Source organism: Mesorhizobium sp. M1409 (assembly GCF_040317535.1).
In the GTDB taxonomy this organism is placed as follows: domain Bacteria; phylum Pseudomonadota; class Alphaproteobacteria; order Rhizobiales; family Rhizobiaceae; genus Mesorhizobium.
Genome location: NZ_JAMYKV010000007.1, coordinates 189,324 through 214,967 on the forward strand (window position 1 = coordinate 189,324; position 25,644 = coordinate 214,967).

Below are 25,644 nucleotides of genomic sequence, written 5' to 3' on the forward strand. Positions count from 1 at the left end.
AGCCGCCACCTCGCCGTGCCGCGAGTCGCGTTGAACTTCGAGGGAAGAAGCACTCGATTTTGGTCCGCCTTCGCGTGTCATGTGCGTCACGGCATGGATCCCAGGGTCTTCGCGACGCCGCTGCGCGGCTGCTCCGCCCTGGGATGACGAAGGGAGAGGCCCTCTGCCTCAACCCGGTCCGCCCAAGCGAGGCGGCGGCGGGGCCAGCACATCCTCCACGGAGAGCGTCCGCGCTTCCGAGGGCAGCATGATCGGGATGCCGTCGCGCACCGGATAGGCGAGCTTGGCAACCCGCGAGACCAGCTCACCGCGCTCCGGATCCCAGGTCAGCGGCCCCTTGGTCAGCGGGCAGGCCAGCAGCTCCAGCAGCTTGGGGTCGACATTGACCTTCTTCCCGTCACGTCCGTCCGCCATTCGGTCCGTCCTCTTTAGCCTCGGATTATCCGAACGTTGGCGCTGCCCTCACCCTACCCTTTCCCAGTGAAGAACTGGGAGAGGGGATCGCCAGCGTTGCGGCCAAGTCCCTTCTCCCCGTTCTTCACGGGGAGAAGATGCCGGCAGGCAGATGAGGGGCAGCACCACCATTGACAATTAACCCGCTGCACTGCGTCCTTCGGCACACCTTACTGCAGGCTCGAACCAAAATCCTCATTCTCGCGCGCCAGCGCCATTTCGGTGATGGCGATCAGCGTCTCGGCCCGGGTTTTCAGGTCGGCTGCTTCGAGCAGCGCCTGTTTCTCGGCCGGTCCGTAGGGCGCCATCATCGACAGCGCGTTGACCAGCATGGCATTTTCGGCCCGGCTGACGCTTTCCCAGTCGGCCTCCAGGTCGTTGGCCTGCAGATAGGCGCGGAAAGCCTTGAGCAGCGATGGCCGGTCGATCTCGTTGGCCGCCTGATCCTCATCGAGATCGGCGAGGAAGGGCGCCAGCTTGGCCTGTCGAAACGGCGTCTTGACCGTCAATTCGCTTGCAATGCGGAACCGGCACACGCCCTGCAGCGAAATGAGATAGCGGCCGTCACCGGTCTCGGAAAAGGCGATGATGCGCCCGGCGCAGCCGACATTGCAGAGCTCCGGCTCGCCGTCGTCGCGCAAGGCGCCGTCGAGACTGGGCTGGATGACGCCGATGAGCCGCGAACCGGTGATGGCCTCGTCCACCATCTGCAGGTAGCGCGGCTCGAAGATGTTGAGCGGCATGCGGCCTCCCGGCAGCAAAAGCGCACCCTCGAGCGGGAAGATCGGGATCGTCGACGGCAAATGCTTGGCGAGCCGGTAATGCGCGTTTCCCGCTTGCACCTCATTCCTCCGATCGCGCCACCAAGAAGCGCGTCAATTCTTTATCCCAGAGCAGCTCACCGTTTCACGGAAACGCCCAACCGCTCCATCTCTTTGTTTCATGCATGTCGTTCTCCCAAAGCCGGGACTACTTTTGGGCGACATGCATTAATCTGGCGCAGTCATCGCCGACGCCAAGCCCGTGCGGCAAAACAACCGGTAACCGGCTCAGGAAAACAGCAGCGCCGACAATTTGCGCCGCGCCGCGAGCGTCGCCTCGTCGGTCATGCCCCAGGCCTCGAACAGCTGCAGCAATTGCGTCCTGGCGCCGTCCTCGTTCCATGCGCGGTCGGCCTTGATGATGGCCAGCAGATTGTCGGCCGCCGCGGTGCGATCACCATTGGCGTTCTGGATCATGGCCAGATCGAAACGCGCCTGATGGTCGTTGGGGTTCTCGGCAAGGCGCCGCTCGAGCTCGGCCGGATTGCCAAGCGCGGCCGCTTGCGCGGCGACCGCCATCTTGGCGCGCAGGGCGGCCAGCGGCGGCGCATCCTTCTTGGCTTCCGGCGCTGTTGCCAAAAGTGCCTCGGCGCCTTGCACGTCACCAGCCTCGAACAGCAGCTCGCCCAGGCCGCCGATCGCCTCGATCGTCTCCGGCGCCTGCGCCAGGATGGCATCATAGATGTCGGCGGCACCCTGCATGTCGCCGGCCTCGCGCGCTTGCGCAGCGGCGGCCAGCGCCTCGGCCACCGGCGGCGCGCCATCGCCCTTGCCGCCGACCTTGGTGATGAATTCGGCGATCTGGCTCTCGGGGATGGCGCCCATGAAGCCGTCGACCGGCTGGCCGTCCTTGAAGGCGATGACCGCGGGAATCGACTGGATGCCGAGCTGGCCGGCGATCGAGGGATGGTCGTCGATGTTCATTTTGACCAGCTTGACCCTGCCGCCGGCGGCCTTGACCGCCTTTTCCAGCTGCGGCGTAAGTTGCTTACAGGGCCCGCACCAGGGCGCCCAGAAATCGACCAGCACCGGCTGGCGGCGCGATTCCTGGATGACGTCGGCGGCAAAGGCGGCGGTCGTCGTGTCCTTGATGACATTGGCACCCGGGGCGCCGGGAGCAGCGGGCGCATCGCCAAGCGCGACTTTCGCCGGCGCATACTGCACCGATGTGGTGTACTGGCCGCCATTGCCCCCGAAGGGGCCGCCAAACGGATTGTTGTCGCTCATCTCTTTACCCTTCCATGGCGCGGCCGGCCGGCAGCTAGACGCCACACGCTTCAGACCATCGGTTCAAGCCACCATGTGGCGATCACGCGGAGACTTTCAAGATAGCAGCATCGTGCCCGGTTGCCTCGACGAATTTGATCAGGTCGCTCGCTGCGATCGATGTCGTCGCCTCATTGGTCAGCGGATGCCCGTTGATCACCGCATGCTCCATCAAATCCTTGTCGAGCACGAGCTTGACCCTGTTTGCCGTATCGTTGATGACGCCAAAGACCGTGACGGCGCCCGGCGTGACGCCGAGCAGCTCCATCAGCATCTCCGGCTTTCCGAAAGAAACGCGGCTGGCGGCGCCGATCACCTGATGGATCTGCTTCAGATCGACAACCGCGTCCTCGCCGACGGTGACCAGGAAGAAATTGTCCTTCTTGTCCTTCAGGAACAGGTTTTTCGTGTGCCCGCCGGCGATTTCGCCGCGCAGCGCCTGCGAATCGGCGACCGTATAGAGCGGCGGATGACGCTTCGTCGAGGCGGCAATCCCGAGTTCGGCAAGAAAGGCCATCAGGTCGGCTTCGGTCTTCGGCATCGGTTTGTCTTCGTCCCGTTTCTCAGCCCATGCCGTTTACGGCCAATGGGGCGGCCGGCACAAGACCGTCATGCGACATCGCGGTGAACGGCACCGCCTTCGCGGTGGTGCCCCCCGCCACTCGCGCGCCCGGCACAGTGCCGGCGGCTTGCCGGCATCGCCTGCCGCGTTGCAAAAAAAGCCTGCGATTTCCCTGTTGCAATCGCCGCGCTCTTCAGCCATATAGGCCCGGCTTGCGGCCAAGACGCCGTGCGAGCGGGTGTAGCTCAGGGGTAGAGCACAACCTTGCCAAGGTTGGGGTCGAGCGTTCGAATCGCTTCACCCGCTCCAGTTTCCTTCCAGGGAAATCAAGCGACTAAGAGACGCCCTCCGGGGCATCTCTTGCTTACACGGCAATGCAATGTAAGCACAATGTAAGCAGCAGAGATAGCAGGCGAAGCGTTGCCGGATACCCCGTGCGAGACACCGGTTATCTGTATGCGGAGAAATCTTGTCGCCTTGTTGGACAGCCATGACGATTAGCTTGCTCGGAGCAGGCATCCCGCGCCGGCTGGATGACGACGAACGGCCATCGGCATCTTCTTGGGAAGGCGGCACGGTTGCGCCAAGAACCGACATTAGGTGCGAAGTCTCCGCCGGACAGGTGCCAGATTGTACCTAGGACATGGGTGACAACCTCGCGCCGAACGGGTTGTCGATGGTCTGCAATATCCTCTGTTCCAGATAGATATAGCCCAGATCATAATGCATGAAGCTTACGAGCCAAATGCCGTCGTCGATCTTCTTGATGCCGAGCCTTTGACCGGCCATGACGGTTGAGATGTTGATCTTCCTGCGGTGCATGCAGATTCGGCCGCGAAGCCACGCCCATCAGCGGGTCGAGGATCGACGGCCGGAACAGGGCCATCTCCGCCCGGTGGCTAACGCGAGGAAGCGGTGGCAGTCCTGCGCGTGGCCGGGGCTGGGCAGGCGGTGCAACCTTCGTCGAGGCAACTGAAAGCAGTTTACTCGGCGGCGATCTTTGCCACGTCGTTGACCTGGATCAGCCGTTCAAGCAGCTTCAGTTCTTCCGCCGTCAGGTCGGTCAGTGGCGGGCGAACCGGGCCCGGTTGCTGGCCAAGCGCTCTCAGTCCAGCCTTGATGATCGAGACGGCATAGCCCTTCTTTCGATTGCGTAGCGCAACGAATGGGAAGAAGAAATCCTTCAGGATCTGATCGACCACTGGCTGGTTCCCGGTTCGAAGCGCCTGATAGAAACGCTGGGCCAGTTCCGGCACGAAGTTGAACACCGCCGAGGAATAGGTCGTCACACCGGCTGCAAAATAGGCCTGTGCGTAGACTTCGTGCGTCGGCATGCCGCCGACATAGACCAGCCGGTCGCCGATCCGCGCGGTGATCTCGATGACCTTGTCGACATCGCCGACGCCATCCTTGAAGCCGATCAGGTTCGGGCATTCATCGCAGAGCCTGGCGATGCTGTCTGCCGTGAGAACGGCGTTGTCCCTATTATAGACGATCACGCCGATGCCGACGGACTGACACACGGCCTTGACGTGGGCGACAAGTCCAGCCTGTTCAGCAAACATCAGATAAGGCGGCAAAAGGAGCAGGCCGTCGGCGTCGGCCTTCTCGGCCGCTGTTGCAATCTCGATCGCCAGTGCCGTGCCGTAACCGGTACCCGATACGATCGGCGTCGTTCCGGCGGACGCTTTGGCGGCACGGATGACATCGGGAATTTCCGACGGCGCGAGCGAGAAGAATTCGCCGGTGCCTCCGGCGGCGAACAGTACGGACGCGTCGTAGCCGGCCAGCCATTCGACATGCTTGCGATATGCGGGCTCGTTGAATTTCAGGTCTGCGGTAAAATGCGTGATGGGAAAGGAAAGCAGTCCGTTGCCGACGGCTTTTTTGAGTTCAATCGGGTCCATGTGATATCCTTGTCTTCTTCTTGAACCAGCGGGGTGGAGAGATCGCATTTTCAGGTCGGCGACGTGTCGAGCGCCTCTAGTAGCGCGGCGATGTAGCCGTAACAAAAGGCGAAGGCGACGCCGTCCGGGTCGCGGCCGCTGATCGCAGGCACATGGTCGGGCATCACCATGTACCGGTAGCCGACCTCCTTGTAGACCTTCATCGAGCGGACCATGTCCATGTCGCCTTCATCAGGGAAGGTTTCCATGAAGGAGAGCTTGCCGCCTCGGATATTGCGGTAGTGGACATTGAAGAGCTTGCCGCGCGTCCCGAACCAGCGAATGATATCGTCGATTTCCTCGCTCGGATTGTCGAGCATCTCCCCGACGGATCCCTGACAGAAGTTCAGGCCGTGATAGGGGCTTTCCCGCATCATGACGAACTTCTTCAGGCCCTCGACGGTGCCGAGCACCCGCGTCACGCCGCGATAGCCAGGCGGCGTATAGGGATCGTGTGGATGGCAGGCGAGGCGCACGCGGTTGCTGGTCGCAACCGGCACAACGCGTTCCAGAAAATAGTCGATCCGCTCCCAGTTCTCGTCTTCGGAAAGCACGCCAGCCAGACCGGGTACTGCGTGCTGATCGGCTTTGTCCCAACGAAAGCTGGCGTTCAGGGAGCCGCCACGGCCCGGCTCGTGCGGGGTGCGCGGAATACCGATCAGATTGAGATTGTATTTCGCCGCGGGAATGCCGGCTTTCGCACAGTTCTCGATCATCCGGCAGACGGCATCAATCTGCCGGTCCCGATCCGGTCCCGCCAGCAGGATATCCGGGTAGGATGCCTTTTCTATCGGTTGAGAAGGAAGCGGAAGCTGGATCATATCGAGTATCAGGCCGAAACTTTCGACTTTGTCGCGATGGCGGTCCAGATCCTGCAACGACCAGTTCCCGGGATTGCCGGGCGGATCGGCTGAAATGTGCTTTACGCCGAGTTGGGCAAAGACTCTGTAGTCGTCATCGTCCCGTGCACCGACCTGTGTTCCCAGATACACAGCGATCTCCTTAAACAAAACTCATTCATATCGTATGACGTAATATGAATTCTGGGACCTGTCGAGAGTATTTAACGGGTTTCTGCCAAAATCCTGTATCGCTTCTGGCTGGCCATCATGTGGGCGCGCATCGCCCGACGAGCCCGATCCGGGTCCTGATCGGCGATTGCCGACAGGATTTCCACATGCTCGGCATGGACCTTTGCGAGGTAGTCCGGATCGTTGGCGTCCGGCAGTGTCGGGAACTGCCCCCGGGGGATAGCGCGGGGCCCGAAATGGCGCAATACGTCAACATAGAACCTGTTGTTCGTGGCTGCCGCAATCGCCATATGGAAATCGAAATCAGCCTCCACCGTCGGCTTGCCCTGTTCGATCAATGTCGCCATTCTACGGTTAGCGGCGCGGATAGCTGCTTCCTGTTCGGCTGTCCGGCGGTAGGCGGCAATGGCTGCGGCCTCTCCCTCCGTGGACATTCTAAACTCGAGCAATTCAAGGGTTTCCGGGATGGTGCTGATTTCAATGGCGGTGAGCGCGAAACTCCGATGGCCCTTGGGGTCGCTGACGAACACTCCTTTTCCCTGGACCGGCTTCACATACCCTGCGGAGCGCAAATCCGCGATCGCCTCCCGCACGACGGTACGGCTCACGCCAAAGCTCGCTGCCAGCTGCGGTTCGGTCGGCAGTTGATCGCCTTCCTTCAGCTTGCCCGTCTCGATCTGACCGCGCAGCTGGTCGATCAGCTGCTGCGCCAGTCGTTGCCGTTCCCGTGGTGGTGCCTGCCCGATTTCGTTTGCCATTACCCGCCTGTCTCACGTCCCGGCAAGGAGCCCTTGCCAATTCAATACAACACCTATAAATCATAATACGACATACGAACGACATAGTATGTTCGGCATGATAGCGTAGGGAGGAGATTATATGAAGCATTTTTGCAAAGGGCTTTTCATCGGCGTTGCGATGGGCGTTCTGGCACTTGGCTCGCCTGCCGCCCGCGCGGAAACTCCCGAAAACCAATTGGTTATTGCAACATCGCTTGCGCAAGTCTTGTCGCTGGATCCGCAGCAGGCGACTGAGCCCAAGGCCATCGAAATCATGGCCAATCTGTATGACCGGCTCGTTGCCACGGACCCGAGCGGCGCGGACAAGCTCGTGCCTCAGCTTGCCGAAAGCTGGGCGGTCGACGACAAGGGCGTCACCTTCAAGCTGCGCGACGCGAAATTTGCCTCCGGCAATCCTGTCACGGCAAACGATGTGGTCTATTCCCTCACGCGTCTGTTGAAGCTGGATCAGGCGGCAGCGGCAAATTTCAAGCGTATCGGCTACACTGGGGACAACATCGAAAAACTGGTCCGCGCGGAGGACGACAAGACGGTCCGCATCGATCTATCCGGCAAGGTTACCGCCGATCTGCTGCTTTTCCGTCTTGCGATGGTGGTTGCCAGCGTCGTCGACAGTGTCGAAGTGCAGGGCCATGTCGTCGACAACGATTTCGGCAATGGCTGGCTGCGCACCAAATCGGCCGGGTCGGGGCCGTTCACGCTCAACCGCTGGACGCCGAACGAACTGGTCATCCTCGAGGCGAACCCTGATTACGCGACCGGTGCGCCGAAGATGCGCCGGGTCATCATGCGCCATGTGCCGGAAAGCCAGGTCGAGCGCCTCATGCTCGATCGTGGCGACGTCGATCTCGCTAATGCGCTGACCGCGCCGGATATTGCCACATTCAAGGACAAGAAGGGTTTTGAAATCCAGCGCATCCCTACCGGCGGCTTTTACGTCCTGTCGATGAATGCGGGCAACAAATACCTGTCCAATCCAAAGGTTCGCGAAGCCATTGCCTACGGCATTGATTACAAGGGGATGGAAACGGCGATCATGGGGCCATATGGCAAGGCCAGGACCGTTCCGGTTCCTGAGACCTTCGAGTATGCCATTCCCAGCCCTGACTGGCAGCTGAATGTCGACAAGGCAAAGTGGCTGCTGGCAGAGGCCGGCTACAAGGACGGCTTCTCCCTCAATCTGAAGACCATCGCCCAGACGCCGCGCATCGATCTGGCGACCGCGATCCAGGCGACACTTGGGCAAATCGGCATCACCGTGAATATCCAGCAGGGCAACGGCGCGGAGATCATCGCCGCCCACCGGGCCCGCGATTTCGATCTGCTCATCCCGCAGACCGGCGCCTACATGCCGAACGTGCTCGGATCGATGGAACAGTTTTCCAGCAATCCGGACAATTCCCTGGAGGCCAACAATGCCGGCAACTTCGTCTGGCGCTCGGCCTGGGACATTCCCGAGCTGACGGATTTGACGGCCAAGGCATCGATGGAGCGGGACCCGAAAAAGCGCGGTGAACTCTATGTCGAGATGCAGAAGATGTTCGTCGATCAGAAACCGGCCGTGTTGCCCCTGTTCGAGCGGTTCGAACCGATCGTTCTCAGCACCCGTGTGAAGGGTTATGTCGGTCACCCAAGCCAGGCGACGCGCCTTGAAGGCGTGACCAAGGCAGCATCCGAATAACCTGCCAGGCATCCGATCATGAAGGAACTATCCGCAAGCGAGCTGGGACGGCGTCTTCTTCACCTGTTGCTCAGCCTGTTCATCCTGTTGTGCGTCACCTTCGTGATCGGCCGGGTTCTCCCCGCCGACCCGGTGGGCGCCATTGTCGGCGAACTTGCCGATCCTGCCGCCTACGAGGCGATGCGGACCCGCCTCGGCCTCGACCTGCCGCTGTACCAGCAGTTCTTCATCTACCTGAATAACCTGCTTCACGGCGATTTCGGAACGGCGATCCTCACCGGCAATCCGGTCTCGCAGGATCTGTCCCGGGCCTTTCCGGCCACCTTGGAGCTCGCCACCCTCGCTGTGCTGATCTCGACGTTTGTCGGCGTGCCCCTCGGGCTCGCCGCTGCGCTTTTCCGTGATACTTTCATCGACAAGATCGCCCGCGTGTTATCGCTCGTCGGTCACTCCATTCCTGTCTTCTGGTTCGGCATCGTCGGTCTTGTGGTCTTCTACGCCACGCTGAACTGGGTCGGCGGACCGGGCAGGGTGGATGTCTACTATGAGGGGATCGTCACACCAGCCACGGGCCTGTTGCTGGTCGACAGCCTGCTCGAAGGCGAGACGGAAATCTTCTGGAACGCGCTGTCGCACATCATCCTGCCGGCCATCATTCTTGCCTATGCGGCGATGGCCTACATCACACGCATGACCCGCAGCTTCACGCTGGAACAGCTCGGACAGGACTATGTGATTGCCGCGCGTGCGAAGGGCGTCGGCCCGGCGCGCACGGTCGTCAGCCACGTCCTGCCGAACATAGCCGTTCAACTGATCACGGTTCTCGCCATTTCCTACGGCAACCTGCTGGAGGGCGCTGTAGTCACGGAGATCGTCTTCTCCTGGCCCGGGATCGGCCAGTACATGACCAATGCGCTGATGATCGGCGACATGAACGCGATCCTTGCCGCCACGATCGTCGTCGGACTCGTCTTCATGCTTTTGAATTTCATCGCGGACATCGCCTCCGCGATTCTTGATCCGCGCACTCGGGAGGCCACCCGATGAGTCAGGTTCTTCACAATGACGCCATCGTCAAGTCGCCGGGCATTCTCGCTCGTCTGCAGGCATCGGCGGGCCGCACGATCCGCAAGCTTGCCGAAGAACCGCTCGGAATGGCCGGGTTCCTCATTCTGGCTATGCTGGTCGTCGTTGCGGTTTTCGCGCCGTTGATCGCGCCCTACGGCCCGAATGTCCAGATGCTCAGCGATGCGCTGAAGCCGCCGAGCCTTGCGCATCTTGCAGGGACCGACGAGTTCGGCCGTGACATCGTCAGCCGGCTGGTCTGGGGTACGCGCATCACCATCCAGACCGTGCTGTCCGTCTCTGTCATCGTCGGCCCCGTCGGCCTGATCATCGGCGTTGTCGCCGGGTTCTTCGGCGGGCGTACCGATGCGATCTTGATGCGGGCAACCGATATCGTGCTGTCCTTCCCGTCGCTGATCCTGGCCCTGTCTTTCGCCGCCGCTCTCGGCGCCGGTCTCAACACCGCCATAATCGCGATCTCACTCACCGCCTGGCCGCCGATCGCCCGTCTGGCTCGGGCTGAGTCGCTTGTCGTGCGCAATGCGGACTATGTCGCCGCCGCGCGACTTTACGGCGCCTCGCCTGTACGCATTCTGCTTCTCTACATCGCGCCTATGTGCATTCCGTCCGTCATCGTGCGCCTGACATTGAACATGGCCGGTATCATTCTAACGGCCGCTTCCCTCGGCTTCCTCGGTCTCGGTGCCCAGCCTCCGTCGCCCGAATGGGGCGCGATGATTTCGAGCGGGCGCAAGTTCATGCTTGACTACTGGTGGGTCGCGGTCATGCCCGGCATTGCCATTCTCCTGACGAGCCTTGCCTTCAACATCGTCGGCGACACGCTGCGCGACCTTCTGGATCCCCGCCATGCCCGATCGTAATCCATCTACCATCCTGTCGGTATGTGACCTGAATGTGCGCTTTGGCAAGAATTCCATTGCCGCCGTTTCGAACGTCAGCTTCGATCTCGGCCGCGAGCGGATCGGCATCGTCGGCGAGTCCGGCTCCGGGAAATCCACCACCGGGCGCGCCATCATGCGGCTGCTTGCGCCCAGCGCCCACATCTCGGCCGAGCGCCTGGATTTGGACGGAAATCCGCTGCTGGAAAAGACCGAACGGCAGATGGGCGCCTTGCGCGGCAAGGACATGGCATTGATCATGCAAGATCCCCGCTACTCGCTGAACCCGGTTCTCAACATCGGCAGGCAGGTTGCCGAAGCAGCACGATTGCATCTCGGGTCCAGCAAGAAGCAGGCGCTCGATGCGGCCCGCGCCATGCTGCAGCGCGTCCGGATCAACGACGCGGATCGCGTCATGAAACTGTATCCACACCAGATCTCTGGCGGCATGGGTCAGCGCGTAATGATCGCCATGATGCTTCTGGCCAAGCCAAAGCTGGTCATCGCCGACGAACCCACATCGGCCCTCGATGTCAGCGTGCGAAAGGACGTGCTGATCCTGCTGGACGAATTGGTTCGCGAAAACAATTCGGGCCTGATCCTGATCAGCCACGATATCCGCATGGTCGCCGCCTTCTGCGAACGCATTCTGGTGATGTATGCCGGCCGCGTGGTCGAGACGCTGACCAGACTGGACGAGGCCGAACATGCCTATACACGCGGCTTGATCGCCGCCTTGCCCGATCCGCGAAACCCTGTCCGGCGCCTGCAGGTCCTCGACCGGCGCACGCTTGAAACGACACCGGAGGCAACGGAATGATCAAGGTCGACAACCTGGACGTAGTCTACGGTACCGGCAAGGCGCGCAACCATGCCGTCCGCAGCGTCAGCTTCTCGGTTGCCAAGGGCGAAACCCTCGGTATCGTCGGCGAATCCGGTTGCGGCAAATCCACCGTGCTGCGCTCGCTGGCAGGCATCGAGCAGGGCTGGACGGGCTCGGTCGAGTTCAATGGAAAGCCGATCGGAAAGCTGCGCTCGCGCGACGAACTGAAGCTATCGCAGATGGTATTTCAGGATCCCTACGGATCGCTTCATCCGCGCCATCGGATCGGCACGGCGCTGGCTGAACCGATCCGCTCCATGGGGCTTGGCGACGGCTGGTCGAAGGTGCCGCAAGCCCTGAAGCAGGTCGGATTGCCGGAGGATTTCGCCAATCGTTTCCCGCACGAACTATCCGGTGGTCAACGACAGCGCGTCGCCATCGCCCGCGCGCTGATCCTGTCGCCACCCATTCTCCTTCTCGATGAGCCAACCTCCGCGCTCGATGTTTCGATCCAGGCGGAAATTCTCAACCTGCTCGACGACCAGCGCGACGAACGCGGCCTGACCTTTGTCCTCGTCAGCCATGATCTGTCGGTCATCGCCCATATGTGCGACCGTGTTCTGGTGATGCAAAATGGGGTTTTTCTCGATGAGATGACGAAAGCGGATCTGCGTGCGGGAACAACCCATGCCGCCTATTCGCAAGAGTTGTTCGAAGCCAATTTTCTGTGATCGGTCGGGACCTAAACATGGGCGGATTTGTTGACGGGGCTAACGGTCGAATTGGCCGTAGCTTCTGTCCGTCAGAGCACGCTCCTTCAAGCAACTGCCGCTGTGAGAACCGCACGGTCAGCCGCAGCAGCGGAGCCTGAACTGATGATTCGATGACGCTTTACATGCATGTCTTCGGCAAGGGCGACCCCGTCGCGCTCGCCACGGCGATACATGCCGGGTTGGCGCTGAGCAAGACACCGATGGTGAACGCCACATCTAGTGCCACACAGCCGCCAATCGCCGAGGACCAGCGTATCCGACGGCAAGCATGAGGACTTCTTGGAGCCTCTATCGTTTCGTGCCGCCGGATGCAGCGTGGATTTTCCCCAATTCCAGGCATCGAATCGACCTGAGGGCCGCAGCAGTTGAGAGGCCCGGGCTGCGCTTCCGCTGAGCGGGCTACATTCGCCACGCCGGTGTCGGTCTGGAACAGCGTCTTCACGCCTGGCGTGTCGCAAGGGTGGACGCACGTGCCATCGCAAGACCGGACTTCCGGGTTGAGCTGGAAGTCACGGAGCGACGCACGAACTGCTGGCGTGCGCCTGGCCTTCGGCGTATAAATACCCTCGAATTTCGGGAGGAAAGAGCCATGGACGCAGTGCCTCAATGGCGCCTCGCGGGCGATTGGTTCGACATCTGCAGCTGCGACATCCCTTGCCCGTGCGAGTTCGCCCAGCGGCCAACCGGCAATCACTGCCAGGGCGTGCTCGCCTGGCATGTGCGCGAGGGTCAGTATGGCGACGTGAAGCTCGACGGCCTGACTCTGGTGGCGCTCGGCGAGTTCGAAGGCAATCTATGGGCCGGCGAGGCAAAGGCCGTGATGGGCATGTACCTCGACGAGAAGGCGAACGAGTCGCAGCGCGAAGCCCTGCAGGCGATCTTCGGCGGCCACGCCGGCGGCTGGCCGGCGGGCTTTGCCGCCAATATCGGCGAGATGCGTGGCATGGAGTTTGTGCCAATCACGTTCGAGGTGGCGGGCGACCTCGCCACCTGGAAAGTCGAAATTCCCGGCCTCGTCGTCGGCCGCGCGGAAGCGCTTTCCGGTCCTACAACACCGCCCGGCAAGCGGGTGCAGACAATCAACCCGCCGGGCTCGGAGGTCGGCCCGGGCCAGGTTGCCACCTGGGGGCGTTCTGTCGAGGTGAGCACCAAGGGCTTCGGGCTGGACTGGACGGGCACGGCCCGCTCGAGCAAGCACATTCCATTCGACTGGACCGGCCCGAACTAGGGCGTGCCGATGCCCAACGCATTCCCCGGGAAAACGTGGCGGCTCGGGAATTTGCGTGGCATGCCGCTCGGCCTTCTCGCATCGCTCATCGTGCTGACAGCGGCGGCATGGGCGCTCACCCTCTACCAGACATTCAGCATGGATATGCCCATGGGCATTGCGGTGCGCGGCGGGATGGAGGGAATGGAAGGCATGGCCGGCATGGCGATGGCCGGAATTGCGGCCGACGGCTGGTCACTGGCCGGCGTCGCCGCCTTTCTCACCGTATGGACTGTGATGATGGCCGCTATGATGCTGCCGGCCGCGGCGCCCATGATCTTTATGTTCGCGGCGGCGCAGGCCAGGCGCGGACGGCGGGTGGCCGTTCCAACCTGGATTTTCGTCGCGGGCTATATGCTCGTCTGGGCGGCGGCGGGCCTTCTCGTGTATGTCCTGGTCCAGTTCGGCAGCGAGTTGGCGACGAGCCTCGATCCGCCTCGGCGTTCGAAATGGGCGCCGCTCGCGCTCGGTGTCACGCTTGGCGTCGCCGGCCTCTACCAATTCACGACCCTCAAGCACATTTGCCTCAGCCATTGCCGTTCGCCGCTCGCCTTCGTTGCCCAGCACTGGCGCGACGGGCGGGTTGGCGCGCTCCGGATGGGGCTGCGCCACGGGCTGTATTGCTTCGGTTGCTGCTGGGCGCTGTTCGCCGTGCTGGTCGCGGCGGGCGTCATGAGCCTCGCCTGGATGCTGCTTTTGATACTGATCGTCTTCGTCGAGAAGCTGATGCGGCGTGGGCGACGCTTCGAAATTGCTTTGGGCATTGCGCTAATTGCCCTCGGGGTCGTCGTATCGCTCGGGGCGATCGAGATGCCTTGGACAAGCGGCTAGAGCCGGAGGGCTTCAGGTCGATTCGACCTGAAATTTGAATCCGCCACTAAATCAAAGAACTTCAGCATGGCCCCTAGTAGGAAGCTGTGTCCCGTGACCGTTCAAGGGGCGTAGACTTGCAAAAAGCCGATGGGCTATACACGGCAAATGCCGACGTTTCCCGCCGACCAGGTCTATGTGCGTGTTTGCCACGTCAAGCAGGGCTATGAGGACCGCGAACAGCATATTGCAAGGCAGATCGGCCGCCATGGTATCCCGGCCACCTGGTATCTTCACTGGGATGTTGCAGATATTACCGATGAAGAGGTCGAAAGGCTTACCGTGCCAGGCGCTCTCAAACTGGCGGAACTGTCCTGCTCCTTAAAACACATCGGGATCTGGCGTGATTTCCTGAAGACCGATAAGCGCTATTGTCTGGTGCTTGAGGACGACGTCTTCCTGGCCGCCAATTTCAATACAAAATTCAACGCGGCTCTGGCGGAACTCGGCGATCCAAACCGCAAAGCCGCCATCTATATCGGCAATGCCGGCACCTATTACATTTCGGCGTTCAAGTTGAAGCGCGGACAGCATCTCTATCCAGCCCCTCACGGCAGATCCACCGATTCCTATATCATCACCCGCTCCGTGGCAGCCGAGAGGTGCGCCTGGTTTGATGCACGCAAGATGTCCGCGCCGATCGGCCATGAGATCGACCGTGCGGATGCGGCGCTCGGGGTGGAGGTGCTTTGGTTCGAGAGACCCTTTGTAGAGCAGGGCACGCACAATGGGGCCTTCTTGACGTCGATAAATCCCGACAGTCAAAGGCCGCTTTGGTATAAGCGCATGGAGTGGCAGTATAAGAAATATCGCCGACAGCTGGTTGGTCATATGTAGCGCTCGCTTGCGACCCGGCCGAACCCGGTCTCATCCGGCTTTGGGTCGACAACATTGACCCGGCTGGTGGGGTACTTGCCCGAAATCCCCTGATCCATCCTCCAGATGTCACATAAAGTTACAGCGGGGAACGCTTCCCGCTGGGCCTCGTTAGCCCTCCATCAACCCAACGATGGAGAAAACCAATGCAGGACATTTCCGGCAAGCGCGTCGCTATCCTTGCGACAAACGGTTTTGAGCAGTCCGAACTTGAGGTGCCGCTCAAGAAATTGCGCGAGTCAGGCGCTGAAGTCGATGTCGTGTCGCTCGCAAGCGGCAAGATCAAAGGCTGGGACCACAAGGATTGGGGCCGCGAGGTTCCCGTCGATAGGATTTTGGCTGAGACCCGGGCGGATGACTACGACGCAATCGTGCTGCCCGGCGGCGTTATCAACCCCGATCTGCTGCGGATCGAGCCGAAAGTCCTCAACTTCATCAAATCGTTCTGGTCGGCCAACAAGGTTGTGGGCGCGATCTGCCATGCGCCCTGGCTTCTCGTCGAGACCGGAATTGTGAAGGGCCGCCGGGTCACATCCTACAAATCGATCAAGACCGACGTGATCAATGCCGGTGGTGTCTGGGAAGACAGCGCGGTGGTCACCGACCAGGGACTTGTCACCAGCCGCAACCCAGGCGATCTCGACGCGTTCTGCGACAAGCTCGCCGAGGAAATCAGGGAAGGGCGGCACGACAGGCGGGCTGCGGCTTAGCCGGTCCTTGCGCGACTTTCGCTTTCAGGCGCTCTTCGTACCGTCCGCTTTCCGCAGCGATGCCTGATGCACCAGCGAGGCCAGCTGCTGGTCGAGGCGAGGTGGCAGTAGAGCAGGCCGAGCGCGCCTAATTTGCGCAGGTCGAGAAACGCCTCGTCGCTGAGCTTGTTGAAGGCCGGCTCGTCGATGACCTGGAAATCGGTGAGGTTGAGCTCTTCGCCGCCTTCCAGCGTCACCTTGCTCTGGCGCGGCGAAAACAGGCCGCGCGCGTCGATCCTTTCGATCATCGCGCGGGTGGCGCTGAAGTCGATCTGGAACCGATTGCGGAAGGCGAGTGCCTGCCTGGTCGCCTCGGTGCCGATTCCTATTCCCGTGAACGACGTCGACCGCACGACCGGATCGCTTAGGTTGCGACTGGTGCTGCGCCACCTGGTTTGGCAACCGTATGGGACCGGCGCGAGCGACCATTCCAGCGGCGTTGGCGCAGAGCAGCTAAATCAGATAGAACTAAATCAGGCAGAACCATTTTGTAATTTCAGGAGACGACATGTCTGACGAGCATGTTGAGCGTCGGCTGGCGGCGATCCTGGCCGCGGATGTGGTCGGCTATAGCCGTCTTATGGAGGTCGACGAAGAGCACACGCTCAATCTCCTTCGGCAGCATCGGCGGGAGTTCTTCGATCCGACCGTCACCAAGCACGGTGGGCGCATCTTTAAGGTGATGGGTGACGGCTTCCTGGTGGAGTTCGGCAGCGTAATCAGTGCGGCTCGCTGCGCGGTCGAGATCCAACGCGGCATGTCCGAGCGGAATGCCGGCATCCCCGAGGACCGGCATTTCAAGTTTCGCATGGGCATCAACCTTGGCGACATCATCGTCGACGGTGATGATTTCCATGGCGATGGCGTCAATCTTGCGGTGCGGCTGCAGGGCCTCGCGATACCCGGCGGCATCGCCTGCTCGGAGGCGGTGCGCCATGAGGTCGGCAACAAGCTGGGCGTCGACTTCGCCGATCAGGGCGCCAGGACCGTCAAGAACATTGCTCAGCCGGTGCACGTCTATTTCGCCAACTGGCAGGGCGTCCCGCATGTCGAGACGCATATTGCGGCCAGGAGCGTCCAGACGCTGGTGCGGTCCGACAAGCCGTCGGTGGCGATCCTACCCTTCGCCAATCTGAGCAATGATCCCGACCAGCAGTATTTCAGCGACGGCATCACTGAAGATATCATAACCGACCTCTCGAACGTCTCCGGCCTGTTCGTACTCAGCCGCAATACGGTCTTCGCCTTCAAGGGCAGGACCGACAAGATGGAACGCATCGCCAGGGAGCTTGGCGTCGGCTACATTGTCGAGGGCAGCGTCCGCAAGGCGGGAAACCGGGTCAGGATCAATGCCGAGTTGATCGAGGGGGCCACAGACGGACACGTCTGGGCTGCCCGCTATGACCGCGACCTCACCGACATCTTCGCCGTGCAGGACGAAATCGCCAAGGCGGTCGTGGCGCAGCTCAGGGTCAGGCTCCTGCCCGAGGAGAAGAAGGCTATTGAGCAGGCGCCGACGGACAATGTGGAAGCCTATACGCATTATCTTCGAGGGCGCGATTACAGTCACATCGCGACCAGAGCGAACCACCTGATGGCCAGACAAAGTTATATCAGGGCCATCGAGCTTGATCCGGGATATGCCCGCGCATATGCGGGCTTGGCGGTCTGCGACGTACGCCTTCAGTCGAGCTACGGCTCGCCGATCCAGGTGGACGACATTCTCGCGACCGCCGACAAGGCCCTGGCGCTGGACCCGAATTTGGCCGAGGCGCATTCAGCCAGGGGCTTCGCCCTGTCCCTCGCCGACCGCCGTTCCGAGGCCGCGGCGGCGTTCGAACAGGCTCTCGCGCTCGACCCCAATTGCCACGAGGCCAACCGCTACTATGCCGAGTTCTGCGTAACCGGCGGCCAGTTCGAGCTCGCCGCGACGTACTTCATGCGCGCGATGGAGATCAAACCGACCGACTACGGCGCACCGGTCATGCTGGTGAACGTCTTCCGCACTCTCGGCCAGCAGAACGACGCCGAGCTTTATGCGCGGATCGCATTGGAGAGAGCTGAAGAGGAACTCCGTCTGCATCCGGAGAACGCCAATTGTGCCTGCCTGGGGGCTATCGTGCTGGCCTTCCTTGGGGAACGCGATAGGGCGGCGAAGTGGCTTGACCGGTCTCTGGCGATCGACCCTAGCGATATCAACGTCCAATATAACGCCGCTTGTACCTATGCGTTGCTGGGGGAGTTCGAACGCTCGATCGACCTTTTGGAAGCGTGGTTGCCGCAGGCTGGCGCCGAGATGAGACTCTGGTTCAAGAACGATTCCGATTTCGCCTCTGTTCGCAGTCATCCTCGCTACCAGAAGTTGCTCCAGCTCCTGCGGTAGCGATACGCATTGTACTTGAGGCGATTTTATTGCCGATAATCAAGAACCGGCTTCAGGAAGATTACCTGACAAACCAACGCTCTCGCCATCCCACAGGCATTATGTTACGTTACTAATGTAACCGAGAGGTGGGGAATGGGTACCCGGTTCAGGCTGTTCGTTCAGCCTCCGTTCGAAGACCCTACGTCAAGCCCTGAAATCATTACGGTTTCTTCCCCGCGAGGCAGCGTCGGACCTGGCCCGTCCGACGATCGTATGTATGTCGTCGAGCCGGTCGACAAGACGCGGCCCTATGGCGTCGACCACGGCCCGTTGGGCACGCCCTTCATCTCCCTGCCGCCCTGGACGCGAGCGATCCTCGATCCGGCCGTTCCCGACGAGGAAGGCAATTTCGATCACTATCAGCCCTCGACGCCCGGCTTCGAAGCAGCGCACGCGTTCGGTTGCGTGCGCTTCACGCTCGACGTTTGGGAGCGTTACATCGGCCAACCGCTCATCTGGCACTTCCGCGATCACTACGACCGTCTGGAAATCTCGATCCTGCCGGGTTGGGATAACGCCCAATACGGCTATGGCTTCCTCGAGCTCGGCGGCCAATTCGTGAAAGACGGACGCGCGCTCCCCTTCAGCCTCGACTTCGATATTATCGCGCACGAGGTTGGCCATGCGTTGGTCTACGGCGTCCTCGGCATTCCGGACCCGGGAGCCGAGCTCCCCGAATATCTGGGCTTTCAGGAGGCCTTTTCCGACTGCGTTTCGTTGATCGCGGCCATGCATTTTCCCTCCGTGATCGAAAATGTTCTGACGGTGACGCGCGGGAATCTCTACATCGCCAACCAACTCTCTCGCTTCTCGGAATTTTCGCCGCACCGCCAGATACGCGAGGCCAGCAACAAACTGACGATGGCCGATTTCGCGGACGGCTGGACCGACGAGCATGCACTGTCGCAACCTCTCACGGGCGCCGTCTTCGACATTCTGGTCGATGTCTTTCACGAGAGCCTGGTGGCTCGAGGACTGATCTCGCCGGAGGTCGAAAATCTTGCCGACCTCGCCGAGATCGACCCAGCAGCCGAGCTGCCGGTCCAGGAAGTCTTTGACCGCGATTTCGCTCGCAATCCGGAAGGTTTCGTCGACGCGCTGCTCGACGCGCGGGATATCGTGGGTACCTATCTCGCCGAGACGCTGTGGGCTCTCGCCCCGGATTTTCTGGACTATGGTGACGTGGCGAGAACGATGCTCGCGGTCGATGACAGTGTGACCGGAGGAGAACTATCAAGGATCATCTTCCGGGATTTCGACCGAAGAGGGGTTTTTCGCTACCGTGCCGGGCCCCGCCTGACGAAGCCAACCCGAAAGAGCCATTTCCATGAGGGTCGAATCGCCCTTCCACGAGACCAGGCGCGTCTGCCGGACATGAGCTATTTCGAGAAATATTGGATGTCCAGAAGGGGCGCCGAGCTTTGATCGACATGCAAAAGATGGGGTGATCCATGATACCTGAAACCATTTTAAATACCTCGGCCATACATTTGTTCGGTAGGGTTCTTGAAGATTTGAAACTCAAGAAGAGGATCGACGGGGGACGGCCCCCAAGGCCTGGCAACAACAGATTCCTGCAGAACCAGATCGACGCCTCCGGTAGCCTGCTGGCAAGGATCTATGCGTTCACCTTCGAGGCGCAGTTCTACGAACTCGCCCGACCGACAATACTTCTTGTCCATGGGCCTGGCACTGCCGTTGATTATCCGGCCCCGGCGGACACCGATCTCAAGGTCATGAGCCGCGGTCCAAGCGACCCTGCCTATACCGGACTGTCATCACAGGTAGGCTCGTTCGCGCGCGGAATGCTGGTCTGGGTCTACGACAAGAGTGACCTGACAATGCGGCTGGAACTCGACACCGGAACGCTCGAGGATGTCCTGTTGAGTGCCGAGCTGGACCCGCGTTCGTTTGGTCGATCGGGTGGAGCAATGGGCCGATCCGGCGGTGCGATGGGGCGGTCCGGCGGCGCCATGGGCAGGTCTGGCGGTGCGATGGGGCGGTCCGGTGGCGCCATGAATCGCGGCGGGCGCGGCGATTTGGACTAGCGTTTCCGATCGTTAATTGAGAAATGCCGAAGGAGATGGACCATGGCAAACGTAGAGATAGTGCATGTCGCTATACCTGAAGGGAATGCCGTAAGAGGCAAAGATCCGGTTACGGTCGGTGTGACGGTGGCCCCAAGTTGGTTTAAAGAGGCAGAAGACTTGGTAATTAAATTTATTTACGCCGCCACTTTAGAAGGCACCGAATATCTATACAATGACGATATAACCGTCGAGAATTCAACAGAAATCAACTTTATGGTTAAAGCAGAACATGGCGCTTCGCCTGGAGAATATTATGTTCAGATCAAGAAAAAATCCTCAGGTGAAACGATCGCAAGTGGCCCTGACGATGGAACTATCACTGTATCCTAAGCTGGTCACTGCCAAAAAAATACTCTATGACTGACTGCAATTCACATCGGCATCAACGGCTCTGCCCTCACGCCGGCAAAATCTTGCCGGGTTCTTGATGTTTTGCGGTCGAGTGTCTGCTTGATCGGCTTCCGCAGCTGCCTCCTCAAGTCCTTCACCTCATGCGGGCCAGCGAGAAATCGGCCCGCCGGCCGCCCCGCCGCCCGCAGCGATGCCTGATGCACCAGCGAGGTCCAGCTGTTGGTCGAGGCGAGGTGGCAGTAGAGCAGGCCGAGCGCGCCTGATTTGCGCAGGTCGAGCCTCGTCTGAGCTTGTTGAAGGCCGGCTCGTCGATCACCTGGAAATCGGTGAGGTTGAGCACCTCGCCGCCTTCGAGCGTCAGCGGCGGACACCAGCGGTCAACAGAATCGACCGCATCAAAGGCCGAATACATGACCGCTCCAGACTTGCGCCGTATCTGCCAGTTGCCTCTTGCCCTGAGAGGGGCCGTCCATACATGACGAAGTGAAGAGCGTCTTCGCCAGTCTTCAAGGCATGCGGCGCATCAATACAAGCGAGGAACTCGCTTGATTGTCCATACCCGGAATGCTCCGTTACCACTTTGGACGTCCGGAGAAGATTGATGACAGGCTTTGTCGACCGCGAGCGCGCGGCGCAACTGATGGACCGCGCCGGCATCGAGGCGCTGGTGCTGTGCGCGCCCGAGGCCTTCCACTATGCGACCGGTGCCTCGATCGGCCCGGCGGGGCTGTTCCGGCGCGCCGGCGCCGGCTTCGTCGTCATTCCCGCTGGCCACGACCTGCCGATCGGCGTGGTGGTGGCGGATTTCAATGCCGCGCAGCTGCAACGGGTCCTGCCGGACGCTGTCATCCGCAGCCACCCGATCTGGATCGAATCGGCCACGCTTGACGCATCGACGTCAGGGCAAGGGCTGGCGCAACGCATAGAGGCCGGTCTTGGAGGGTCCGGCCGGGCGCCTGGTTTTTCACGACCGGCAACATTCGACCTGACCAATTCCGTCGGCGAACTGAAGCAGATCCTTGCCGGCTTCGGTCTCGAGCGCGCAACGATCGGCGTCGATCTCGATTTTGTCGCCGCCGCCGATTTCTCGGCCATGCAGGCATTGCTGCCGGCCTGCATCATGGTCGATGGCTCGGCCGTCCTCGATCGGTTGCGGGCCATCAAGTCGCAACGCGAGATCGACTTTCTCCAGCAAGGCATCATCCTATCGGAAGCCGGCCTGGACCGGCTGCAGGTGGATGCCATGGCAGGCATGCGCCAGGCCGATCTCATTGCCCTCTACCGGCAAGGCGTCGCCACGGCGGCATCCGGCCTGTCCCATCCGGTCGCCATGGCAGAATATGTGACGCTGGGCGCCAGGGCCAAAGGCGCCGATGCGAAAGCCATGCCCGGCGATCCGCTGAAGTGCGACATGGTCTGCACGGTCGGCGGCTACGCCTCCGATATGTCGCGCAACTTCACCTTCGGGCCGCCATCCGCCGAGCAGGCCGAGCTGCATGCCATCGCCGAACAGGCCTTCGAGGACGGACTGGCATCCCTTGTTCCCGGCAACACCCTCGCCCATGTGCATCAGGTGGCCACCGGCAGTCTGGCGCGGCAGGGGCTGCGCTCCTACCGCCGCGGCCATTTCGGCCATGGCGTCGGCCAGTCGGTGTTTTCCGAACAATGGCCGTTCATCGCGGCCGACAGCGATGTCGTGATCGAAGCCGGCATGGTGCTGGCTTTCGAGATCCCGCTATACATCGACGGCCTCGCCAGCTTCAATCTCGAGGACCAGTTCCTGATCACGCCGGGCGGGCCCATTGCCATGAACCGACTGCCGAGGCGGCTGGAGAGGATTGGATAGCGAGGGCCTTTGGAACGCTTTGCGGTCGGCCTGCTTCTGGGTGTCATATCGCGTCGTGGTCATCATCCAGAATGGCCCACGTGGAGCCACAGCGTGCGAACATGCTAAGACATCAGCCTCGCAACTCAGGGAAAGACCGGAACCTCATGACCGAAGCTGGCAGCCAGGACGAGCCTGATTCAGGCCACGATATGGCGGGGCGCGAGCCTGTACGCCGCATCCCCGACATCATCTCGCTGGTCAAGGATTTCTACGGGGAATTGCGGCCGGCCGAACGCCGTGTCGCCGATGTCGTGCTCGATGATGTCAAATACGCCGTCGACGCCTCAAACGCCGCCCTTGCCCAGCGCGCCGGGGTCAGCGAACCGACGGTGACCCGGTTCTGCCGCGCCATAGGCTGCGAGGGCGTGCGCGACTTCAAGCTGAAGCTGGCGCAGAGCCTCGTCGTCGGTGCGCTCTATCTGGCCAAGTCACCTTCCGTCAGCAACGACAATGGCATGCCGTTCTGGAACGCCGTGTTCGGCGAGGCGCGCCGGGCGCTCCAGGAGGCCGAGCGGCAGCTCGATCCGGCGCAGCTGCAGAAGGCGGCCGAGCTGATCGCCAAGGCGCGCCAGGTCACGGTCTTCGGCCTCGGCGGCAGCTCCTCGGCGCTGGCGCAGGAAACCCAGTACCGGCTGTTCCGCTATGGTATATCGATCAGCGCCCAGTGTGATCCCTATCTGATGCGCATGACCGCCTCGACGCTCAAGCCTGGCGACCTGGTGATCGCCATTTCGGCGACGGGACGCACCCGCGAGGTAATCGAGGCCGTCGAGCTCGCCAAGCACTACCGCGCCAATGCGATCGCCGTGACCGCGCCCGACACCGAGCTCGCGCGCGCCTGCGACGTCAGGCTGACGGTGGCGGTATCAGAATATCCCGACACGCTGAAGCCGACGGCGTCGCGCTTCGCCTTCCTGGCCGCGATCGACCTTTTGGCGGTGGCTTCGGCCTACAAGCTCGACGGCTCGGCCCGCGAGACCGTCCGCCGCATCAAGTACAACGCCCAGATCCACCGCACCGGCAAGGAAATGGAACCGCTCGGGGATTAGTTCTTTCCTTCTCCCCGTTCACGTCCGTTCACGGGGAGAAGGTGGATTGGCGCGCAGCGCCAAGACGGATGAGGGGCAGCGCCGGGTCCGACAGTTACCGTTCCAACACGATTAGACGCACGCAGCAAGAGGAAAGAAATGCTCGAAATAGCACCATCGAAACAGGCCGCCGCATGGCTCGGGTCCTTTGCCAAGGCGCTCGAAGCTGGCGACGCGTCGGCGGCGACCGACCTGTTTGTCGATGACTGCTACTGGCGCGATCTCCTGACCTTCACCTGGAACATCACCACCATGGAAGGCCGCGAGGCGATCGCCGCCATGCTCAAGTCAACGCTGGCGACGACCAGGCCGACGGCGTGGCAGCTGACCGGCGAGGCGACCTCGGACGAGAGCACCGTCGAGGCCTGGTTCAGCTTCGAAACCGCTGACGCTTCGGGAGAGGGCGTCATGCGGCTGCGCGACGGACGCTGCCGGACGCTGTTCACGGCGATGACCGACCTGAAAGGGTTCGAGGAGCGCAAGGGGGCGGAACGGCCGCTGGGCGTGCGCCACAAGGCCGATCCCAGGCGCGAGACCTGGTCGGAAGCGCGGGCGCGCGAGACGCGCGAGCTTGGCACTGATGAACAGCCCTATTGCCTGGTCATCGGCGGCGGCCAGGGCGGCATCATGCTGGGCGCGCGGCTGCGCCAGCTCGGCGTGCCCACCATCGTCATCGAGAAAAATGCCCGGCCCGGCGATTCCTGGCGCAACCGCTACCGCACGCTCGTCCTGCACGACCCGGTCTGGTACGACCATCTGCCCTACATTCCCTTCCCCGAAAACTGGCCGGTGTTCACGCCCAAGGACAAGATGGGCGACTGGCTGGAAATGTACACGCGCGTCATGGAGCTCAATTACTGGGTCGCCACCAAGTGCCTCAGCGCCTCCTATGACGAGGCCGAGAAAGTCTGGACCGTGGTGGTCGACCGCGTCGGCCGGCACACCACGCTGAAGCCGAAGCACATCGTCTTCGCCACCGGCGCCTATGGCCCGCCACGGCGGATCGATCTGCCGGGCGCCGACCAGTTCAAGGGCGAGTTGCTGCACTCCAGCCAGTATGCCAGCGGCGAGAAATTCCGCGGCAGACGCGTCGCGGTCATCGGCGCGGCAAGCTCGGGGCACGATGTCTGCGTCGACCTCTGGGAAAGCGGCGCCGAGGTGACCATGATCCAGCGTTCGCCGACCACCGTGGTCAAGTCGGACACGCTGATGGAAGTCGGCTTCGAGATCTTTTCGGAGACCGCACTGGCACGCGGCATCACCACCGAGAAGGCCGACATGATCGTCGCCTCGACGCCGTTCGCGCTGGTGCCCAAGGGCCAGCGAGCGCTCTACGAGGTGATCAAGGCGCGCGACGCGGCCTTCTACGACCGCCTGCGCGCCGCTGGCTTCGCCATCGATTTCGGCGACGACGAAACCGGCCTTTTGATGAAGGCCTACCGCACCGGCTCCGGCTACTACATCGATGTCGGCGCCTCCGACCTGATCATCGACGGCGAGATCGGCGTCCGCAGCGGCGTCGCCATCAAGTCGCTGACGCCGAGCGGCATCCTGTTCGAGGACGGCTCCGAACTCGCCGCGGACGCAATCATCGCCTGCACCGGCTATCAGTCGATGAACGAGACGGTGGCGGCGATCGTCTCTCGCGAGGTCGCCGACAAGGTCGGCCCCTGCTGGGGCCTCGGTTCGGGCGTGAAGGGCGACCCCGGCCCATGGCAAGGCGAGCTGCGCAACATGTGGAAACCGACCGCGCAGGAAGCGCTGTGGTTCCACGGCGGCAACCTCGCGCTGTCGCGCTTCTATTCGAAATATGTGGCGCTGCAGATCAAGGCACGGATGGAGGGAGTAGAAACGCCGGTTTATGGGCCGGTGAGCAACGCCGGTCGGTGAAGTTCGATCTCCCCCCTTGTGGGGGAGATG

At 61.6% G+C, this 25,644-nt stretch carries 26 protein-coding genes, 1 tRNA gene and 1 pseudogene; 18 read left to right on the forward strand and 10 right to left on the reverse strand.

Annotated features, from left to right (window positions below; translation table 11 throughout):
• Positions 1–168: 168 nt before the first annotated feature.
• The 4 genes from NKG99_RS09070 to NKG99_RS09085 all read right to left on the reverse strand — a co-directional run bounded on the left by NKG99_RS09070 (position 169) and on the right by NKG99_RS09085 (position 3,081).
• Complete coding sequence (locus tag NKG99_RS09070) at positions 169–414, reverse strand: Trm112 family protein (RefSeq protein ID WP_352866488.1); 246 nt, start codon at positions 412–414, stop codon at positions 169–171.
• A gap of 209 nt (positions 415–623) precedes the next feature.
• Positions 624–1,295 carry an LON peptidase substrate-binding domain-containing protein gene (locus NKG99_RS09075; RefSeq protein WP_352866490.1) on the reverse strand — a complete coding sequence of 224 codons (672 nt, stop codon included), beginning with the start codon at positions 1,293–1,295 and terminating at the stop codon, positions 624–626.
• A gap of 207 nt (positions 1,296–1,502) precedes the next feature.
• Positions 1,503–2,501, reverse strand: coding sequence for a thioredoxin (gene trxA, locus NKG99_RS09080; protein ID WP_352866492.1), 999 nt, complete (start codon positions 2,499–2,501; stop codon positions 1,503–1,505).
• An 82-nt stretch (positions 2,502–2,583) separates the two neighbouring features.
• Positions 2,584–3,081, reverse strand: a complete 498-nt coding sequence (locus NKG99_RS09085) for a prolyl-tRNA synthetase associated domain-containing protein (RefSeq protein WP_352866495.1) — start codon at positions 3,079–3,081, stop codon at positions 2,584–2,586.
• A gap of 255 nt (positions 3,082–3,336) precedes the next feature.
• Between NKG99_RS09085 and NKG99_RS09090 the strand changes: the two genes are divergently transcribed.
• Positions 3,337–3,411: transfer RNA gene (locus NKG99_RS09090), tRNA-Gly, on the forward strand.
• Positions 3,412–3,738: 327 nt separating this feature from the next.
• On the opposite strand, the pseudogene NKG99_RS09095 reads toward NKG99_RS09090, so the two are convergent.
• From NKG99_RS09095 to NKG99_RS09110, 4 genes and pseudogenes are all read right to left on the reverse strand, one after another.
• Positions 3,739–3,936 (reverse strand): annotated as a pseudogene (locus NKG99_RS09095) (transposase); the annotation flags it as partial.
• Positions 3,937–4,085: 149 nt separating this feature from the next.
• Entirely contained in the window at positions 4,086–5,009 is a 924-nt protein-coding gene (kdgD, locus tag NKG99_RS09100; RefSeq protein WP_352866500.1) for a 5-dehydro-4-deoxyglucarate dehydratase, read from the reverse strand.
• 50 nt (positions 5,010–5,059) lie between these two features.
• Positions 5,060–6,040 (reverse strand): mannonate dehydratase, encoded by a 981-nt coding sequence (locus NKG99_RS09105; RefSeq protein ID WP_352866600.1) that lies wholly within the window; start codon positions 6,038–6,040, stop codon positions 5,060–5,062.
• A 71-nt stretch (positions 6,041–6,111) separates the two neighbouring features.
• A complete protein-coding gene (locus NKG99_RS09110) occupies positions 6,112–6,837 on the reverse strand; it encodes a FadR/GntR family transcriptional regulator (RefSeq protein ID WP_352866502.1) in 726 nt (241 codons plus the stop codon).
• A 121-nt stretch (positions 6,838–6,958) separates the two neighbouring features.
• Here NKG99_RS09110 and NKG99_RS09115 point away from each other — a divergent pair, with 121 nt between their 5' ends.
• The 10 genes from NKG99_RS09115 to NKG99_RS09160 all read left to right on the forward strand — a co-directional run bounded on the left by NKG99_RS09115 (position 6,959) and on the right by NKG99_RS09160 (position 15,843).
• Complete coding sequence (locus NKG99_RS09115; protein WP_352866504.1) at positions 6,959–8,560, forward strand: ABC transporter substrate-binding protein; 1,602 nt, start codon at positions 6,959–6,961, stop codon at positions 8,558–8,560.
• Positions 8,561–8,578: 18 nt separating this feature from the next.
• Positions 8,579–9,607, forward strand: coding sequence for an ABC transporter permease (locus NKG99_RS09120; RefSeq protein ID WP_352866507.1), 1,029 nt, complete (start codon positions 8,579–8,581; stop codon positions 9,605–9,607).
• On the forward strand, positions 9,604–10,506 hold the full coding sequence (locus tag NKG99_RS09125) for an ABC transporter permease (RefSeq protein ID WP_352866509.1): 903 nt from the start codon (positions 9,604–9,606) through the stop codon (positions 10,504–10,506). Before NKG99_RS09120 ends, NKG99_RS09125 begins: the two co-directional genes overlap by 4 nt.
• Positions 10,493–11,344: an ABC transporter ATP-binding protein gene (locus tag NKG99_RS09130; protein ID WP_352866511.1), complete on the forward strand. Its 852-nt coding sequence runs from the start codon at positions 10,493–10,495 to the stop codon at positions 11,342–11,344. The genes NKG99_RS09125 and NKG99_RS09130 overlap by 14 nt, the downstream gene beginning before the upstream one ends.
• On the forward strand, positions 11,341–12,078 hold the full coding sequence (locus tag NKG99_RS09135) for an ABC transporter ATP-binding protein (protein WP_352866513.1): 738 nt from the start codon (positions 11,341–11,343) through the stop codon (positions 12,076–12,078). The genes NKG99_RS09130 and NKG99_RS09135 overlap by 4 nt, the downstream gene beginning before the upstream one ends.
• A 152-nt stretch (positions 12,079–12,230) precedes the next feature.
• Entirely contained in the window at positions 12,231–12,392 is a 162-nt protein-coding gene (locus NKG99_RS09140; protein WP_352866515.1) for a hypothetical protein, read from the forward strand.
• Positions 12,393–12,709: 317 nt separating this feature from the next.
• Positions 12,710–13,348: a DUF1326 domain-containing protein gene (locus NKG99_RS09145; protein WP_352866518.1), complete on the forward strand. Its 639-nt coding sequence runs from the start codon at positions 12,710–12,712 to the stop codon at positions 13,346–13,348.
• 60 nt (positions 13,349–13,408) lie between these two features.
• Complete coding sequence (locus NKG99_RS09150) at positions 13,409–14,218, forward strand: DUF2182 domain-containing protein (protein ID WP_352866521.1); 810 nt, start codon at positions 13,409–13,411, stop codon at positions 14,216–14,218.
• A 129-nt stretch (positions 14,219–14,347) separates the two neighbouring features.
• Positions 14,348–15,094: a glycosyltransferase family 25 protein gene (locus NKG99_RS09155; RefSeq protein WP_352866524.1), complete on the forward strand. Its 747-nt coding sequence runs from the start codon at positions 14,348–14,350 to the stop codon at positions 15,092–15,094.
• Between the two features lie 185 nt (positions 15,095–15,279).
• The gene (locus NKG99_RS09160; RefSeq protein ID WP_352866526.1) at positions 15,280–15,843 is read left to right on the forward strand and encodes a type 1 glutamine amidotransferase domain-containing protein; all 564 of its coding nucleotides are present in this window, start codon (positions 15,280–15,282) and stop codon (positions 15,841–15,843) included.
• Here NKG99_RS09160 and NKG99_RS09165 read toward each other — a convergent pair.
• On the reverse strand, positions 15,840–16,235 hold the full coding sequence (locus NKG99_RS09165; protein WP_352866529.1) for a SapC family protein: 396 nt from the start codon (positions 16,233–16,235) through the stop codon (positions 15,840–15,842). The genes NKG99_RS09160 and NKG99_RS09165 overlap by 4 nt on opposite strands.
• A gap of 155 nt (positions 16,236–16,390) precedes the next feature.
• Here NKG99_RS09165 and NKG99_RS09170 point away from each other — a divergent pair, with 155 nt between their 5' ends.
• The 4 genes from NKG99_RS09170 to NKG99_RS09185 all read left to right on the forward strand — a co-directional run bounded on the left by NKG99_RS09170 (position 16,391) and on the right by NKG99_RS09185 (position 20,727).
• Positions 16,391–18,265, forward strand: a complete 1,875-nt coding sequence (locus tag NKG99_RS09170) for an adenylate/guanylate cyclase domain-containing protein (RefSeq protein ID WP_352866532.1) — start codon at positions 16,391–16,393, stop codon at positions 18,263–18,265.
• 135 nt (positions 18,266–18,400) lie between these two features.
• Entirely contained in the window at positions 18,401–19,732 is a 1,332-nt protein-coding gene (locus NKG99_RS09175; RefSeq protein WP_352866533.1) for a gluzincin family metallopeptidase, read from the forward strand.
• 26 nt (positions 19,733–19,758) lie between these two features.
• Positions 19,759–20,355, forward strand: a complete 597-nt coding sequence (locus NKG99_RS09180) for a hypothetical protein (RefSeq protein ID WP_352866535.1) — start codon at positions 19,759–19,761, stop codon at positions 20,353–20,355.
• Between the two features lie 42 nt (positions 20,356–20,397).
• Complete coding sequence (locus NKG99_RS09185; protein WP_352866537.1) at positions 20,398–20,727, forward strand: hypothetical protein; 330 nt, start codon at positions 20,398–20,400, stop codon at positions 20,725–20,727.
• A gap of 154 nt (positions 20,728–20,881) precedes the next feature.
• On the opposite strand, the gene NKG99_RS09190 is transcribed toward NKG99_RS09185, so the two are convergent.
• Positions 20,882–21,160 (reverse strand): hypothetical protein, encoded by a 279-nt coding sequence (locus NKG99_RS09190; protein WP_352866539.1) that lies wholly within the window; start codon positions 21,158–21,160, stop codon positions 20,882–20,884.
• A 189-nt stretch (positions 21,161–21,349) separates the two neighbouring features.
• Between NKG99_RS09190 and NKG99_RS09195 the strand changes: the two genes are divergently transcribed.
• The 3 genes from NKG99_RS09195 to NKG99_RS09205 all read left to right on the forward strand — a co-directional run bounded on the left by NKG99_RS09195 (position 21,350) and on the right by NKG99_RS09205 (position 25,614).
• On the forward strand, positions 21,350–22,594 hold the full coding sequence (locus NKG99_RS09195; protein WP_352866542.1) for a M24 family metallopeptidase: 1,245 nt from the start codon (positions 21,350–21,352) through the stop codon (positions 22,592–22,594).
• 146 nt (positions 22,595–22,740) lie between these two features.
• Positions 22,741–23,685 carry a MurR/RpiR family transcriptional regulator gene (locus tag NKG99_RS09200; protein ID WP_352866545.1) on the forward strand — a complete coding sequence of 315 codons (945 nt, stop codon included), beginning with the start codon at positions 22,741–22,743 and terminating at the stop codon, positions 23,683–23,685.
• A 138-nt stretch (positions 23,686–23,823) separates the two neighbouring features.
• Positions 23,824–25,614 (forward strand): NAD(P)-binding domain-containing protein, encoded by a 1,791-nt coding sequence (locus NKG99_RS09205; protein ID WP_352866547.1) that lies wholly within the window; start codon positions 23,824–23,826, stop codon positions 25,612–25,614.
• The last annotated feature ends 30 nt before the right edge of the window (positions 25,615–25,644 follow it).